Raw genomic sequence first — 14,621 nt, 5'->3', positions numbered from 1 at the left:
TGGGCGAACGTCGTGGCCGGCGCGGGGTCGGTGTAGTCGTCGGCCGGCACGTAGATCGCCTGCAGCGAGGTGATCGAGTGACCACGCGTCGAGGTGATCCGCTCCTGGAGCGTGCCCATCTCGTCGGCGAGGTTGGGCTGGTAGCCCACGGCGGACGGCATCCGGCCCAGCAGGGTCGACACCTCCGAACCGGCCTGCGTGAACCGGAAGATGTTGTCGATGAAGAGCAGGACGTCCTGGCCCTGCACGTCGCGGAAGTACTCCGCCATCGTGAGGGCCGACAGCGCGACGCGCAGGCGGGTGCCCGGCGGCTCGTCCATCTGGCCGAAGACGAGGGCGGTCTGCCCGAGGACACCGGCCTCCTCCATCTCGACGATGAGGTCGTTGCCCTCGCGGGTGCGCTCGCCGACACCGGCGAACACCGACACACCACCGTGGTCCTTGGCGACGCGGGCGATCATCTCCTGGATGAGCACGGTCTTGCCGACCCCGGCGCCACCGAACAGGCCGATCTTGCCGCCCTGCACGTAGGGCGTCAGCAGGTCGATGACCTTGATGCCGGTCTCGAACATCTCGGTCTTGGCCTGCAGCTGGTCGAAGGCCGGGGCCTTGCGGTGGATGCCCCAGCGCTCGGCGGGCTCGAACGTCTCGCCCTCCTCGAGGTTGAGGACGTCGCCGGTGGCGTTGAACACCTTGCCGAGGCAGGCGTCACCGACCGGGACCATGATCGGGTCACCGGTGTCGCGCACCAGGCCACCGCGGACGAGGCCGTCGGTCGGCTTGAGCGAGATGGCCCGGATCATGCCGTCACCGATGTGCTGGGCGACCTCGAGGGGCAGGGTCGTCGTCTCGCCGCTCAGCGTGACGTCGACCAGGAGCTTGTTGTAGATCTCCGGCATGGCGTCGACGGGGAACTCGACGTCCACCACCGGGCCGATGACGCGGGCGATGCGACCGGTGCCCGTGGCACCGGTCTCGTTGGTCTCTTCGATCGTTGCGGTCATGTCTAGTCACTCCCTGCGTTCGCATCGGCCAGCGCGTTGACGCCCCCGACGATCTCACTGATTTCCTGGGTGATGCCGGCCTGGCGGGCCTGGTTGGCGATCCGCGTGTACTTCTTGATCAGCTCGGTGGCGTTGTCGGTCGCCGACTTCATCGCGCGCTGGCGCGCGGCCAGCTCGGAGGCCGAGGCCTGGAGCATGGCGAAGAAGATGCGGCTCTGGACGTACTGCGGCAGCAGCCCGTCGAGCACCGCCTCCGGCGACGGCTCGAACTCGTAGAGCGGCAGGACGTCGCCGGACTCGGGGGCGTCGGTGCCCTCGGTCACCTCGAGCGGCAGCAGCCGGATCGCGGTCGGCTCCTGGGTCAGCATCGACCGGAACCGGGTGTAGACGACGTGGACCTCGTCGACGTCGCCGTCCTCGCCCTGCTCCTTGAGGAACGCGTCGATCAGCGCCTGGCCGACCTCGGCCGCGATGTCGTAGGACGGCTGGTCGGAGAAGCCGGTCCAGGACCGCACGATGTCGCGCTTGCGGAACCGGAAGTAGGCCTCGCCCTTGCGGCCGGCGACGTACCAGTCGATCTCCTTGCCCTCGCCACGCAGCTTCGTGGCCAGCCGCTCGGACTCCTTGAGCACGCTCGAGGAGTAGGCGCCGGCCAGACCGCGGTCGCTGGTGATGATGAGGACGGCCGCCTTCTTGGGGTCGTCCTGCTCGGTGGTCAGCGGGTGGTCGACGTTGGAGAACGTCGCCACCGCCGACACCGCACGGGTCAGCTCGCGGGCGTAGGGAGCCGCGGCCTGCGCCCGCTGCTGCGCCTTGATGATGCGGGACGCAGCGATGAGCTCCATGGCGCGCGTGATCTTCTTGGTCGACTCGACCGACTTGATCCGGGCGCGGTACTCACGCAGCGAAAGTGCCATGGCTGCGATCAGCCCCGCTTCTGCTTGACGATGGTCTCCTGGTCCTCGTCCTCGAGCGCCTCGGCCTCGGCCTGGCGCCCGGGCTTGATGGAGGAGCCGTCGGAGGTCTCGAACTGGTCGAGGAACGAGTCGTAGGCGTCGGTGAGACCGGCCTCGTCCTCGAACTTGTTGGTCTCGCGGATGGCCGAGAGCAGGCCCTCGTGCGAGCGGCGCAGGAAGTCGAGGAACTCCTGCTCGAAGCGGAGCACGTCGGCGGTGGGCACCTTGTCGAGGCGACCGGTGGTGCCGATCCACAGGGAGACGGTCATCTCCTCGAGCGGGTAGGGCGAGTAGGCCGGCTGCTTGAGCAGGGCCATCAGGCGCTGGCCGCGGTCGAGCTGCTGGCGCGAGGCCGCGTCGAGGTCGGAGGCGAACATCGCGAACGCCTCCATGGCGCGGAACTGCGCGAGGTCGACCTTGAGCGAGCCGGTGACGGCCTTCATCGCCTTGGTCATCGCCGCACCACCCACGCGCGAGACCGACACACCGACGTCGATGGCCGGGCGCTGGTTGGCCGAGAACAGGTCGGACTGCAGGAAGATCTGGCCGTCGGTGATCGAGATGACGTTGGTCGGGATGAACGCCGAGACGTCGTTGGCCTTGGTCTCGATGATCGGCAGGCCGGTCATCGAGCCGTGGCCGAGCTCGTCGGACAGCTTGGCGCAGCGCTCGAGCAGGCGGCTGTGCAGGTAGAAGACGTCACCCGGGTAGGCCTCGCGACCCGGCGGGCGGCGCAGCAGGAGCGACACGGCGCGGTAGGCCTCGGCCTGCTTGGTCAGGTCGTCGAAGATGATCAGGACGTGCTTGCCCTCGTACATCCAGTGCTGGCCGATGGCCGAGCCGGTGTAGGGGGCGAGGTACTTGAAGCCCGCGCTGTCGGACGCCGGCGAGGCGACGATGGTCGTGTACTCGAGCGCACCGGCCTCCTCGAGCGCGCCGCGGACGGCGGCGATCGTGGAGCCCTTCTGACCGATGGCGACGTAGATGCAGCGGACCTGCTTGTCGGGGTCGCCCGACTCCCAGTTCTGCTTCTGGTTGATGATCGTGTCGATCGCGATCGTCGACTTGCCCGTGGCGCGGTCACCGATGATCAGCTGGCGCTGGCCGCGGCCGATCGGGGTCATCGAGTCGATGGCCTTGATGCCGGTGGCGAGCGGCTCGTGCACCGACTTGCGCTGCATCACCGAGGGCGCCTGCAGCTCGAGGGCGCGGCGCTCGGCGGACTCGATGTCGCCGAGGCCGTCGATCGGGGTGCCGAGGGGGTCTACCACGCGGCCGAGGAAGTTGTCACCCACGGGGACCGAGAGGATCTCGCCGGTCCGACGGACCGTCTGGCCCTCCTCGATCTTGTCGAAGTCACCGAGGACGACGACGCCGATCTCGCGGGTGTCGAGGTTGAGCGCCAGACCGAGGGTGCCGTCCTCGAACTCCAGGAGCTCGTTGGCCATGCAGGAGGGCAGGCCGCTGACGCGGGCGATGCCGTCGGCCGTCTGGGCGACCGTGCCGACCTCTTCCTTCGACGCCGCGTCGGGCTTGTAGTCGGCGACGTACTTCTGCAGCGCGTCCCGGATGTCGTCCGGACGGATGGAGAGCTCCGTCATCGTTTCCTTCTCTCTTGGTTCGTACGTCGTGGGTGAGGCGGGGATGAGGCGGTGATGAGGTGGGGCGTCAGCCGGCGATGCGGCGGCGGGCGTCGTCGAGCTTGCTGACCACGGTGCCGTCGATCACGTCGTCACCGATCTCGACCCGGATGCCACCGAGCAGGGTGGGGTCGACGATCAGGTTGAGGTGGACCGCACGGCCGTACTGGGACGACAGGACGTCGCTCAGCCGCCGGGTCTCGGCGTCGGTGAGCTCGCGCGCGACGTGGACCGTCGCGACGCCCTCACCGTGCACCTGGGCCACGGTCCTCTGGTAGGAGGCGAGCGCCGACGTCACCGTGCGGTAGCTGCCGGAGAGCGCCTGCTCGGCCAGGGTGACCGTCGAGGGCAGGGTCTTGCCCTCGAGCAGGCCCGAGATCAGCGCCGACTTGTCGCCGACGCTGCGCGCCGGGTCGGAGAGCGCGTCACGGAGCTCGGGGTTGTCCTTGACGGCCTGCGCCCAGGCGAAGAGCTCGTCGGCGAGCCGACCGGAGTCGTCGCCGGCGGCCTTGACGAGAGCGACGACGCTCAGGTGCTCGAGCGAGTCGGCCAGGTCGCGCGTCGCCGTCCACCGGCGGGCGACCGCCGAGGTCAGCACCGCGAGGGTGCCCTCGCCGACCTTGCCGCCGAAGACCTCGCCGACGAGACCCTGCTTGGCCTCGGCCGGGATCGAGCCGTCGGTGGCGAAACGGCGCAGCGCGCCCTCGGCCCGCAGCGTCGTCGCGACCGTGAACAGCTCGTCGGCCAGGCGTGCGGTCGCGTCGCCCGACCCCAGGTGGGAGTCGAGCTCGGCGGTGAGAGCGGCCAGTGCCTCGGCCGATGCTCCGCGCAGGTCCATCAGTCAGTCCTCTTCTTGGTCACGGCGTGGTCCGGTCTAGTTCTGACCGGGGGTTCCGGTCTCGAGGTCGGCCAGGAACCGCTCGACGACCCGGCTCTGGCGGGCGTCGTCGTCGAGGCTCTCCCCGACGATACGACCGGCCAGCGTGGTGGCGAGCGAGCCGACCTCGGCCCGCAGCGAGGTGACCGCCTGCTGGCGCTCCGCCTCGATCTGGGTCTTGCCGTGCTCGACGATGCGACCGGCCTCGGCCTGCGCCTGCTCGCGCATCTCGGCGATGATCACGGCACCCTGCTCGCGGGCCTCCTCGCGGATGCGGGCGGCCTCGTGCCGGGCGTCGGCGAGCTGCTTCTCGAGCTCGGCGAGCTTGGCGTCGGCCTCGGCCTGCTTGGTCTCGGCCGCGGCCAGCCCACCTTCGATCGCCTGGGTGCGCTCGGTGTAGGTCGCCTCGAAGTTCGGGACGACGAACTTCTTGATGGCGAAGAACAGAATGCCGAAGACGACGATCGAGAGGATGATCTCGACCAGGTGCGGGACGAGGGGGTTGAGCTTCTCCTCCTCCTCGGCAGCCCGCACCACCAACGGTGCGATCAGTGTGTGCATGCCAGGTCCTTCCGGTCCTACAGCTGCGGTGAGGTCAGAGGACGAAGGCGAGGGCGATACCGATGATCGCCAGGGCCTCGGCGAGCGCGAAGCCCAGGATGGCGATCGACTGCAGGCGGCTCTGGGCCTCCGGCTGGCGGGCGACGCCGCTGATGTAGGCGGCGAAGATGAGACCGATGCCGATACCCGGGCCGATGGCGGCCAGGCCGTAGCCGATCATGTTGAGGTTGCCTTCCACGGCGAACTCCTTAGGTTTCGTTACTACTTCGGTTGCAGGACGGTGGAGAGGGTGGATCAGTGCTCGTCTGCGAGCGCGCCCTGGATGTACATGGCGTTGAGCAGGACGAAGACGTAGGCCTGGAGGAACTGGATCAACAGCTCGAGCAGGGCGACGGCGATGAAGAGCACCCAGGCCAGGATCCCGACCGGGGCGTAGCCCAGCGGCTGGTGGACCAGGATGTACTCGCCGCCGAGGGCGAAGAGGATCAGCAGCAGGTGGCCCGCGAACATGTTGGCGAACAGTCGGAGGGCCAGCGTGACCGGCCGCACCAGGATGTTGGACATGAACTCGAGCGGGACCAGGAGGATCAGGATCACTCCGGTGACGCCGGCCGGCACGGACTGCAGCTTGAGGTAACCGATGAAGCCGTGCTTCTGGATGCCGACGATGTTGTAGATCAGCCAGCTCATGATGGCCAGGGAGTAGACCATCCCGGACCGGGAGAACGTCGGGAACTGGATGAACGGGATCGACGCCATGAAGTTGTTGAACAGCACGAAGAAGAACAGCGCGAAGAGGTACGGCACGAAGCGCTGGAAGTCGTGGCTGCCGATGATGTCGCGGCCGAGAGAGTTGCGGACGAACCCGTAGGCCTCCTCGCCGACGAACTGCATCTTGCCCGGCACCATGGCCCGCTTGCGCGAGGCGACGTAGAAGACGACGAAGACGAGGATCGCCGCGAGGACGATCTGCAGCATCGGCTTGGTGACGCCGACGACCCAGGTCTGACCGAAGAGGTCGAAGGAGCCGAAGTCGCCCCCGATGGGCGGCAGGTCGAAGTCAGCCGGACCCGGCGGGGTGAAGGTGTCACCCTCCGCGCGGAAGACGAGGCTCATCGCGTGCTCTCCTGTTTCTCGACTAGTGGGGGTCTGCGGGCGCCCGGAAGCGGGCGAAGGTCTGGTAGAGCGCCAGGCCGGCGCCCAGCAGGATGCCGATCACGACCATGAAACCGGTGCCCCACCAGCGGTCGAGCAGCCACCCGACGAAACCGTAGAGCAAGACCCCGGCCACGAGGTACCCGAAGGCGAGCCACGGGTCGCCCTGGGGCGAGTCCCGAGCACTGTCGTCGGACTGACTCATCGCGTGCCGGACAATAGCAGTCGGCCGAGGTCATCGTTCACTCCCCTCGGGCGTCGGGACGGGCTGGTGGTCGGGCAGGTCGTAGAGCGGCATCCGGGCCCGCATCGCGTGCACCACCAGGCACACGGTCCACGCGAGCGCCACAGCGATCACGCCGCCGGCGAACCAGCCCGGGGCGAGGGTGTCCTCGATGTCGTCGGCCCCGCGCAGGGCGGCCAGGAGGGCCACCAGCAGGACCAGCTGGAGCGTGTAGGTCAGCAGGGCCACCACGAGCGAGGCGGCCGGCATCAGCCCGGAGACCAGGTCGACGGTCGCGAACCCGGTGGCGAGCACGAGGAGCGTCACGCCAGCACCCGCGAGGCCGCCGAGCAGCCCGGCGGAGCCGTCGAGCACGGCTGCGAGCACGGCCACCACGACCCCGGCCGCCGTTCCGGCGAGCACGGCCACACCCAGGGCGGCGACGCCGTAGGGGCGTGCCTTCCGGCTGGTGGAGGCGGTGTCGGTCGTCATCGTTGGCGGCCGTTTCTGTGCTCGTCGTCAGCGGGGTGACGGGGGCGGTCAGACGGGTCTTCAGGTGTCTTTCAGGTGCTTGTGAATGCTATCACAAAGTCTCCTCGGCCAGCACCGGGGGCTTGTGGAGGATCGGGAGGACGAAGGTGAGCAGCAACGTGATGGCGAAGCCCGAGCCGATCCCGATCCACACCGGTGGCCCCGTGCGCAGGCTCGCGAGCACCGTCGAGAACGCGATCAGGCCGGCCCAGACCCACATGATCAGCACGGCGCGGCGGTGGGAGTGGCCGATCTCGAGGAGCCGGTGGTGGAGGTGCTGCTTGTCCGGCGCGAACGGCGAGCGGCCGGCCCGGGTGCGGCGCACGACAGCCAGCACGAGGTCGGCGAGGGGGACGATCAGGATGAGGATCGGCAGCGCCACCGGCAGGAGCATCGGCAAGAAGCTCGCCCGGGCGCCGTCGGCGCCCAGCGAGATGTCCTCCGCGCTGAACTGGGTCGTGACGGTGATCGCCGTGGCCGACAGCACGAGCCCGATCAGCATCGACCCGCTGTCGCCCATGAAGAGCCGGGCCGGATGGAAGTTGTGGACGAGGAACCCGGCGCACACGCCGGCCAGGGCCGCCGAGAGCAGCGCACCCGTCGTGGCCCGGCTGACGCCGTTGGCGGCGCTCAGCTGGTAGCAGTAGAAGAAGAACGCGATCGCGGCGATGCCGACCACCCCGGCCGCCAGCCCGTCGAGACCGTCGACGAAGTTGACGGCGTTGACGGTCGCCACCACGATCACCGCCGTCAGGATCGCGCCCTGGCTGGAGTCGAGGGAGAACTGCTCCTCGTTGGGCGTGAAGAAGAACTTGAACTGCACGCCGGAGTAGACGAGGAGCCCGACCGCCATCACCTGGCCGCCGAACTTGGTGAGCGCGTCGAGGTCGAAGATGTCGTCGAGCACCCCCACCCCGCAGATCAGCGCCCCCGCCACGATGACGGCGCGGGCGTCGGGGAACGTGAAGGCACCGCTGTCGGGGCTGGACAGGAACGGCAGCTGGCGGGCGACGAGGTAGGCCGCGACCAGGCCCCCGAGCATCGCGATCCCGCCGAGGTAGGGGATCGGCTCGGCGTGGACGTCGCGGTCACGGACCGCGGCCACCGCACCGGTGCGCAGGGCGATCTCGCGCGCGACGACCGTCAGCAGGTAGGTGACCGAGGCGGCCACCAGGAAGACGACGAGGTACTCACGCATCGGTCAGGGTCGCCCCGAGCGGCTCGAGGACCTCGTTGAGCTGGTCGAGGCTGAGGGCACCGTGGCGCAGGATGCGTCCCTGGCTGCCGGTGGCGTCGACGATCGTGGAGGCCTCCCCCACCGGGGACTCCCCCGCGTCGACGATGACCGCGACCCGCTCGCCGAGCATCTCCTCGGCCTGGTCGGCGTCGGTCGCGGCGGGCAGCCCGGTGACGTTGGCCGAGCTCACCGCGAGCGGCCCCGTGCGCTCGAGGATCTCGCGGGTCAGGTCGTCGTCGGGCATCCGGACGGCCACCGTGCCGCGGGCGTCGCCGAGGTCCCACATGAGCGAGGTCTGCTGCCGGCACACCAGCGTCAGCGGACCGGGCCAGAAGGCGTCGACGAGCTCGCGGGCGAACGCCGGGACGTCGCGGGCGAGCGCGTCGAGGGTCGTGGCGGTGCTGATCAGCACCGGCGGCGGCATGTCGCGGCCGCGGCCCTTGGCGTCGAGCAGGTCGGCGACGGCGTCGGGGTCGAAGGCGTCGGCCGCCACGCCGTAGACGGTGTCGGTGGGCAGCACCACGAGGTCGCCGCGCTGGATCGCCATCGACGCGGCCTCGATCGCGGTCTCGCGCTCCTCCGGGGTCGTCGTGGGAAAGCGCTCGGAGGTCACCCTGCTCATCCTGCCAGTGTCGCCGTGACGAAGCGGGCACGGCCCGCGAGGTCGCGGTGGTCGCGCACGTCGCTCCACCCGCCTGCGGCGACGAACACGCCGGGAGCCGACTCGCCCTGGACGTCGGCGTGCTCGGCGCCGACCGCTCCCCCGGGACGCAGCAGCAGCCGGGCCCGCCGCTCGAGCACCCGCATCGCGTCGAGGCCGTCGGCCCCCGAGAAGAGCGCCAGGTGCGGGTCGTGGTCGCGGGCCTCGGGGGCCACCGACTCCCACGCCTCGAGCGGGATGTAGGGCGGGTTGCAGACCACGACGTCGACCGTGCCGGCCAGGTCGTCGAAGGCGGTCGCCATCGAGCCGGACCGCAGGTCGACGCCGGTGCCGGCGAGGTTGCGGGCCGCCCAGGCGATCGCGTCCTCGTCGAGCTCGACGGCGTGGACCACGGCGTGGGGCACCTCGTGGGCCACCGCCTTGGCGATGGCACCGGACCCGGTGCACAGGTCGACGACGACCGGACGCTCGAGCGGCGCTGCGGCATCGACGGCCCACCCGGCGAGCAGCTCGGTCTCGGGGCGGGGCACGAACACCCCGGGGCCGACCTGCAGCTCGACGTAGCGGAATCCAGCCAGCCCGGTGAGGTGCTGCAGCGGGACGCGGGCCGCGCGGCGGGACAACAGGGCGTCGTACGCCGCGATCTCGGGCTCGCCCACCTCGCGGACCATGTCGAGGCGCCCGCGCGGCACGTCGAGGACGTGAGCCAGCAGCACCGCGGCGTCGTTGTCGGGGCTGGCGACGCCGGCGGCGGCCAGCCGTGCGGCCGCCGCACCGAGGAGCTGGCGGGGCCTCACTGCTCGAGGGCCTCGAGGCGCGCGGCCAGGTCGGCGTCGACGCAGGAGTCGAGGACCGGCTTGAGGTCGCCGTCGAGCACCTGGTCGAGGTTGTAGGACTTGTAGCCGGTGCGGTGGTCGGAGATCCGGTTCTCCGGGTAGTTGTAGGTCCGGATGCGTTCGGAGCGGTCGACGGTGCGGACCTGGCTGCGGCGGGCGTCGCTCGCCTCGGCGTCGGCGGCCTCCTGGGCGGCCGCGAGCAGCCGGGCGCGCAGGATGCGCATGGCCGACTCCTTGTTCTGCAGCTGGCTCTTCTCGTTCTGGCAGCTGGCGACGATGCCGGTCGGGACGTGGGTGATCCGGACCGCCGAGTCGGTCGTGTTGACGCTCTGCCCGCCCGGCCCGCTGCTGCGGTAGACGTCGATGCGCAGGTCGTTGTCGTTGATCTCGACGTCGACCTGCTCGGCCTCCGGGAGGACCAGGACGCCGGCCGCGCTGGTGTGCACCCGGCCCTGCGACTCGGTGACGGGAACGCGCTGGACGCGGTGGACCCCGCCCTCGAACTTGAGCATCCCGAAGGGCGCGCCGCCGGGCTCGGGGGTCCCCTTGGCCTTGACGGCGACGGTGACCGACTTGTAGCCACCGAGGTCGGACTCGGTCGCGTCGATCACCTCGACCGACCAGCCGGCTCGCTCGGCGTAGCGGGTGTACATGCGGAGCAGGTCGCCGGCGAAGAGGGCGGACTCCTCGCCGCCCTCGCCGGACTTGATCTCGAGGATGGTGTCGTTGCCGTCGGCCGGGTCGCGCGGCACCAGCAGCCGGCGCAGCTTCTCCTCGGCCTCGGGCAGCCGCGCCTCGAGGGACGCGGCCTCGGCCGCGAACGACTCGTCGTCGCCGGCCAGCTCGCGGGCGGCGCCGAGGTCGTCCCCGAGGGCGGTCCAGTCGCGCCAGGCGCCGATGATCGCGCTCAGCTCGGCGTAGCGGCGGTTGAGCTGCTTGGCCAGCCGGGCGTCGGCGTGGGTCTCGGGCTCGCCGAGGCGCGCCTCGATGTCGCCGTGCTCGGCGAGCATGCTCTCGACGGCCTCGAACATGGGGGTCTCCTGGTGGCGGCGGGTCGGGGGTCCGGCCCCGCTAGCGCGGTGCGGGGGCCGGGAAAAAGCACCGACGCCGACCCCCGCGGCAGCGGGGATCGGCGTCGGGAGGTCGCTACTTCTCGGAGTCGGCCGGGGCGTCGGCGGCCGGGGCCTTCTTCTTGTAGCGCGCCTCGAAGCGGGCGACGCGACCACCGGTGTCGAGGATCTTCTGCTTGCCGGTGTAGAAGGGGTGGCACTGCGAGCACACGTCGGACTTGATGGCGCCGGAGGCGACGGTGCTACGCGTGGTGAACGTCGCGCCGCAGGTGCAGCTGACCTCGGTGACGACGTAGTCGGGGTGGGTGTCGGTCTTCATGGTGTCCTCTCGAAGTGCTCCGGGTCGTCGCACGGCGTGCGTCGTGAACCGGAACCGGTTGACATCGTAGTGAACAGCGCTCCCGCGCTCACAATTCCGCCAGTCAGCGCGCGGCGAGCGGGGGGTCAGCGGCGGGGTGAGCGGCTGGGCTCGAGCTCGACCCGCTCGCCGATGTCGACCGGCGACGGCGGCGCCTCGGCGGTCCGGCCGGACCGGTCGATCCGGTCGCTGTGCAGCCGCAGCCGCATGAAGACGGTGGTGCCCTCGCCCTCGGCCGACTCGATGATCACGTCGCCCGAGTGCTTGTCGATGATGGTCTGCACGATGCGCAGCCCGAGCCCGGTGCCGGCGATCTCGTTGGTCATCGCGTTGGACGCGCGGAAGAAGCGGGTGCCGAGACGGTCGATCTCGGACTGCGGGATCCCGATGCCGTGGTCGCGGATGGCGATCTCGACGCGGTTGAGCACGCGCTTGACCGAGACCTCGACCGAGCCGTCGTCGTGGCTGAACTTCACCGCGTTGCTCAGCACGTTGAGGAACGCGCGATAGAGCATCGCGCGGTCGCAGACGACCGCCAGCGGCTCGTCGGAGGCCGTGACCTCGACGGTGATGCCACGCCGCGCGGCCGTCATCCGGACGTCGGTCACCGCGTCGGTGACCATCTCGGTGACGTCGGACGGCTCGAGCTCGGAGGGCCGGTTCTCGGCCTTGGACAGGGCCAGCAGGTCGTCGATCAGCGCGCGCAGGCGTACGACGTTGCGGCGGGTCGCCTCGAGCATCCGCTCGTGACGCGGCTCGAGCATGCCGTCGAACTCGTCGGCCACCATCTCGAGGTAGCCGCTGATGGTCGTCAGCGGCGTGCGCAGCTCGTGGGAGACGTTGGAGACGAAGTCGTCCTTGGCGCTGTCGAGCACGTGGAGCTCGTCCTGGATGCGCCCCTCGACGGCCCGGGCGCGCGAGCCGGCGTCGGCGAAGTCGTTGAGGGCCCGCGCGATAGAGCGCACCTCCTTGGGACCGCGGTTGTCGACCGCACGCCCCTCGGGGTCGTTGCGCAGCATCCGCTGGACGACCTGCTCGAGCGCCAGGAGGGGCTCGGACAGCTCGGAGAGCAGCCGGGCGCGGGAGCGGCCGATGAGGACCGCCGCACCGACCAGGAGCAGCACCGAGGCGACCACGGTGAGCCGCAGCCGGAGGGTGGCGGCGTCCTGGACCTCGGCGAGCTCGGCGGCCAACGCGTCACGGGCGTTGGCGACGGCGTCGCGGTAGGTGCCGGTACGACCCTGGCCGACGTCGTTGAGGGTGGGGTCGAGCATGCCGGGCTCGCCGGCGAGGACGGGGTCGATGTAGCCGGTCACGAGGCGGCCGACGGCGGCAGTCTCGGCCGCGACGACGCCCTCGAGCCGGGGATCCCCCGCGACCCGGGACAGCAGGTCGTCCTTGGCGTCCGCGAGCTCGACCTTCGCGGTGCCGTAGTCCTCCCTGGCCTGGTCGTCGCCGGTGAGGGACCACTGCGTCGCCGCGGACTCGAGGTCGGCCACGACCTCGGTGTAGTGGTCGTGCGCGGTGACGACCGGCTCGACCTCCTCGGAGACCCGTTCGAACGAGGAGACGCTGAGGAGCACGCCGACCACGCAGACCACCACGGACAGGACGATCAGGACGGCCATCCGCCAGACGACGGGCGAGACCAGCCGAGCGACCGGTCGCCCCGGTTCGGCGCGTTGGGCATTCATCGCCACCGCGTGACCCCTTCTGACCCGGGCGGCCCCCCTCGAGCGCCCGATCGCATCCTAGGCCACATCTGCGGCCCGCGTTGGGGACGGAGCCCGCCCGTCGGGGCGGGACGACGACCCGGCGCGGGCGCCGCGGGGCTCAGGCGGGCCCGCGGGCCAGCAGCGCCTCGACCCGCGAGGCGAGCTCACGCGGGCTGAAGGGCTTGGTGATGTAGTCGTCGGCGCCGGAGTCGAACCCGGTGCTGACGTCGGACTCCTGGGCCCGCGCGGTCAGCAGGATCACCGGCAGGTCGACCAGCCCGGGGTCGGCGCGGATGAGGCGGATCGCATCGAGGCCCGACACCCCCGGCATCATCACGTCGAGCACGCACAGGTCGGGGCGCTGGGCCCGGCAGGCCTCGATGGCCGCGGCCCCGTCGCCCACGGCGACGATGTCGTGTCCCATCGTCGTCAGCTTGAACTCCACGAGCTCACGGATGTCGACGTCGTCGTCGGCGACCACGATGCGAGCCATCTCAGTCCTCCAGTCCTGCGGTCGAGGTGCTGTTCCTCTGCACCTGGGTGAGGAGCTCGATGTTGCTCTGCGACTTGCGGAGCCGCTCGAGCAGCCGCTCGTGGGCCTGCGCGGTGTCGAGCGCCGAGAGCGCCCGGCGCAGCTTCCAGACGATCGCGAGCTCCTGCTCGCCGAGCAGCAGGTCCTCGCGCCGGGTGCCCGAGGCGACGACGTCGACGCTCGGGAACAGCCGCCGCTCGGCCAGCTCGCTGCGCAGCCGGATCTCGGCGTTGGCGGTGTCCTTGAGCTCCTCGTAGATCACCTCGTCGGTCCGCGACCCGGTCTCGACGAGCACCGTGGCCAGGATGGTCAGCGAGCCGCCGTTCTCGATGTTGCGGGCCGCCCCGAAGAACTTCTTGGGCGGGTGGAGCGACGCCGAGTCGACGTCGCCCGACAGGAGCCGTCCCGACGCCGGGAGCGCGTGGTTGTAGGCCCGGCCCAAACGAGTGATGCCGTCGAGGAGCACGACGACGTCGTGACCGAGCTCGACCAGCCGCTTGGCCCGCTCGATCGCGAGCTCGGCGACCGTGGTGTGGTCGGTGGCCGGCCGGTCGAACGTCGAGGCGATGACCTCGCCCTTGACGGAGCGCTCGAAGTCGGTGACCTCCTCGGGGCGCTCGTCGACCAGCACCACCATCAGGTGGCACTCGGGGTTGTTGGCCGAGACGGCGGCGGCGATCGACTGCAGCAGCATGGTCTTGCCGGCCTTGGCCGGTGAGACGACCAGCCCGCGCTGGCCCTTGCCGATCGGGGCGGCGATGTCGACGATCCGCCCGACGAGGTTGGTGGCGTCGGTCTCGAGCCGCAGGCGCTCCGAGGGGTGCAGCGGCGTGAGCTTGGCGAACTCGACGCGGGTCTTGGCGGTCTCGGGGTCGTGCCCGTTGACGCTGTCGATGCGCACCATCGGGTTGAACTTCTCGCGCCGCTCGCCCTCGCGCGGGTGACGGACCTGGCCGACGATCGCGTCGCCGCGGCGCAGGCCGAACTTCCGCACCATCGACAGCGACAGGTAGACGTCGTCGGTGCCGGGGAGGTAGCCGCTGGTCCGGACGAACGCGTAGTTGTCGAGCACGTCGAGGATGCCGGCCGCCGGGACGACGATGTCGTCCTCGAGGATCGTCGTGTCGGGCTCGTGCCGGTTGCCCTGACCGCTGCGCTGGGCGCCCTGCTGGCCACCGCCCTGGTGGGCGCCGTTCGCCTGACCGCCGCCCTGCTGGCCACCGCCCTGCGCGGCCGGCTGGCTCGGCTGCGACGGCTGGGTCGGC

At 70.6% G+C, this 14,621-nt stretch carries 17 protein-coding genes; all 17 read right to left on the bottom strand.

Annotation, left to right across the window (positions count from 1 at the left end; translation table 11 throughout):
* A partial coding sequence (atpD, locus tag Q7T52_RS00730) for a F0F1 ATP synthase subunit beta (RefSeq protein WP_304798570.1) occupies positions 1 to 1,004 on the bottom strand: 1,004 nt, incomplete at its 3' end.
* 2 nt (positions 1,005 to 1,006) lie between these two features.
* Positions 1,007 to 1,921 (bottom strand): F0F1 ATP synthase subunit gamma, encoded by a 915-nt coding sequence (locus tag Q7T52_RS00725; protein ID WP_304798567.1) that lies wholly within the window; start codon positions 1,919 to 1,921, stop codon positions 1,007 to 1,009.
* A gap of 8 nt (positions 1,922 to 1,929) precedes the next feature.
* The gene (gene atpA, locus Q7T52_RS00720) at positions 1,930 to 3,561 is read right to left on the bottom strand and encodes a F0F1 ATP synthase subunit alpha (protein ID WP_304798564.1); all 1,632 of its coding nucleotides are present in this window, start codon (positions 3,559 to 3,561) and stop codon (positions 1,930 to 1,932) included.
* Between the two features lie 67 nt (positions 3,562 to 3,628).
* On the bottom strand, positions 3,629 to 4,438 hold the full coding sequence (locus Q7T52_RS00715) for a F0F1 ATP synthase subunit delta (protein ID WP_304798561.1): 810 nt from the start codon (positions 4,436 to 4,438) through the stop codon (positions 3,629 to 3,631).
* Positions 4,439 to 4,474: 36 nt separating this feature from the next.
* Complete coding sequence (locus Q7T52_RS00710; RefSeq protein ID WP_304798559.1) at positions 4,475 to 5,038, bottom strand: F0F1 ATP synthase subunit B; 564 nt, start codon at positions 5,036 to 5,038, stop codon at positions 4,475 to 4,477.
* A gap of 34 nt (positions 5,039 to 5,072) precedes the next feature.
* Positions 5,073 to 5,258, bottom strand: coding sequence for an ATP synthase F0 subunit C (gene atpE, locus Q7T52_RS00705; protein WP_211351061.1), 186 nt, complete (start codon positions 5,256 to 5,258; stop codon positions 5,073 to 5,075).
* Between the two features lie 74 nt (positions 5,259 to 5,332).
* Entirely contained in the window at positions 5,333 to 6,154 is an 822-nt protein-coding gene (atpB, locus tag Q7T52_RS00700) for a F0F1 ATP synthase subunit A (RefSeq protein WP_304798554.1), read from the bottom strand.
* Between the two features lie 22 nt (positions 6,155 to 6,176).
* Positions 6,177 to 6,398 (bottom strand): AtpZ/AtpI family protein, encoded by a 222-nt coding sequence (locus Q7T52_RS00695; protein WP_304798551.1) that lies wholly within the window; start codon positions 6,396 to 6,398, stop codon positions 6,177 to 6,179.
* Positions 6,399 to 6,428: 30 nt separating this feature from the next.
* On the bottom strand, positions 6,429 to 6,908 hold the full coding sequence (locus Q7T52_RS00690; protein WP_304798548.1) for a hypothetical protein: 480 nt from the start codon (positions 6,906 to 6,908) through the stop codon (positions 6,429 to 6,431).
* A 91-nt stretch (positions 6,909 to 6,999) separates the two neighbouring features.
* A complete protein-coding gene (locus Q7T52_RS00685; RefSeq protein ID WP_304798545.1) occupies positions 7,000 to 8,145 on the bottom strand; it encodes a glycosyltransferase family 4 protein in 1,146 nt (381 codons plus the stop codon).
* On the bottom strand, positions 8,138 to 8,806 hold the full coding sequence (locus Q7T52_RS00680) for an L-threonylcarbamoyladenylate synthase (protein ID WP_304798542.1): 669 nt from the start codon (positions 8,804 to 8,806) through the stop codon (positions 8,138 to 8,140). Before Q7T52_RS00680 ends, Q7T52_RS00685 begins: the two co-directional genes overlap by 8 nt.
* Complete coding sequence (gene prmC, locus Q7T52_RS00675; RefSeq protein WP_304798539.1) at positions 8,803 to 9,642, bottom strand: peptide chain release factor N(5)-glutamine methyltransferase; 840 nt, start codon at positions 9,640 to 9,642, stop codon at positions 8,803 to 8,805. The genes Q7T52_RS00680 and prmC overlap by 4 nt, the downstream gene beginning before the upstream one ends.
* Positions 9,639 to 10,712 carry a peptide chain release factor 1 gene (gene prfA, locus Q7T52_RS00670; protein WP_304798536.1) on the bottom strand — a complete coding sequence of 358 codons (1,074 nt, stop codon included), beginning with the start codon at positions 10,710 to 10,712 and terminating at the stop codon, positions 9,639 to 9,641. Before prfA ends, prmC begins: the two co-directional genes overlap by 4 nt.
* 115 nt (positions 10,713 to 10,827) lie before the next feature.
* Positions 10,828 to 11,070 (bottom strand): 50S ribosomal protein L31, encoded by a 243-nt coding sequence (gene rpmE / locus Q7T52_RS00665; protein WP_304798533.1) that lies wholly within the window; start codon positions 11,068 to 11,070, stop codon positions 10,828 to 10,830.
* Positions 11,071 to 11,195: 125 nt separating this feature from the next.
* Positions 11,196 to 12,737 carry a cell wall metabolism sensor histidine kinase WalK gene (locus Q7T52_RS00660; protein WP_304798530.1) on the bottom strand — a complete coding sequence of 514 codons (1,542 nt, stop codon included), beginning with the start codon at positions 12,735 to 12,737 and terminating at the stop codon, positions 11,196 to 11,198.
* 205 nt (positions 12,738 to 12,942) lie between these two features.
* Positions 12,943 to 13,317, bottom strand: a complete 375-nt coding sequence (locus Q7T52_RS00655; protein WP_304798526.1) for a response regulator transcription factor — start codon at positions 13,315 to 13,317, stop codon at positions 12,943 to 12,945.
* A gap of 1 nt (position 13,318) precedes the next feature.
* Positions 13,319 to 14,621, bottom strand: a 1,303-nt coding sequence (gene rho, locus Q7T52_RS00650; protein ID WP_304798523.1) for a transcription termination factor Rho, incomplete at its 5' end; no start/stop codon positions are given.

This window comes from Nocardioides sp., from assembly GCF_030655615.1.
Lineage (GTDB): Bacteria > Actinomycetota > Actinomycetes > Propionibacteriales > Nocardioidaceae > Nocardioides.
This window is presented reverse-complemented; position numbering and strand designations above follow the sequence as displayed.

Coding starts and splice junctions, on each gene's coding strand:
- Q7T52_RS00725 (WP_304798567.1), bottom strand. CDS start 1,921: ATGGCACTTTCGCTGCGTGAGTACCGCGCCCGGATCAAGTCGGTCGAG.
- atpA (WP_304798564.1), bottom strand. CDS start 3,561: ATGACGGAGCTCTCCATCCGTCCGGACGACATCCGGGACGCGCTGCAG.
- Q7T52_RS00715 (WP_304798561.1), bottom strand. CDS start 4,438: ATGGACCTGCGCGGAGCATCGGCCGAGGCACTGGCCGCTCTCACCGCC.
- Q7T52_RS00710 (WP_304798559.1), bottom strand. CDS start 5,038: ATGCACACACTGATCGCACCGTTGGTGGTGCGGGCTGCCGAGGAGGAG.
- atpE (WP_211351061.1), bottom strand. CDS start 5,258: ATGATCGGCTACGGCCTGGCCGCCATCGGCCCGGGTATCGGCATCGGT.
- atpB (WP_304798554.1), bottom strand. CDS start 6,154: ATGAGCCTCGTCTTCCGCGCGGAGGGTGACACCTTCACCCCGCCGGGT.
- Q7T52_RS00695 (WP_304798551.1), bottom strand. CDS start 6,398: ATGAGTCAGTCCGACGACAGTGCTCGGGACTCGCCCCAGGGCGACCCG.
- Q7T52_RS00690 (WP_304798548.1), bottom strand. CDS start 6,908: ATGACGACCGACACCGCCTCCACCAGCCGGAAGGCACGCCCCTACGGC.
- Q7T52_RS00685 (WP_304798545.1), bottom strand. CDS start 8,145: ATGCGTGAGTACCTCGTCGTCTTCCTGGTGGCCGCCTCGGTCACCTAC.
- Q7T52_RS00680 (WP_304798542.1), bottom strand. CDS start 8,806: ATGAGCAGGGTGACCTCCGAGCGCTTTCCCACGACGACCCCGGAGGAG.
- prfA (WP_304798536.1), bottom strand. CDS start 10,712: ATGTTCGAGGCCGTCGAGAGCATGCTCGCCGAGCACGGCGACATCGAG.
- rpmE (WP_304798533.1), bottom strand. CDS start 11,070: ATGAAGACCGACACCCACCCCGACTACGTCGTCACCGAGGTCAGCTGC.
- Q7T52_RS00660 (WP_304798530.1), bottom strand. CDS start 12,737: ATGGCCGTCCTGATCGTCCTGTCCGTGGTGGTCTGCGTGGTCGGCGTG.
- Q7T52_RS00655 (WP_304798526.1), bottom strand. CDS start 13,317: ATGGCTCGCATCGTGGTCGCCGACGACGACGTCGACATCCGTGAGCTC.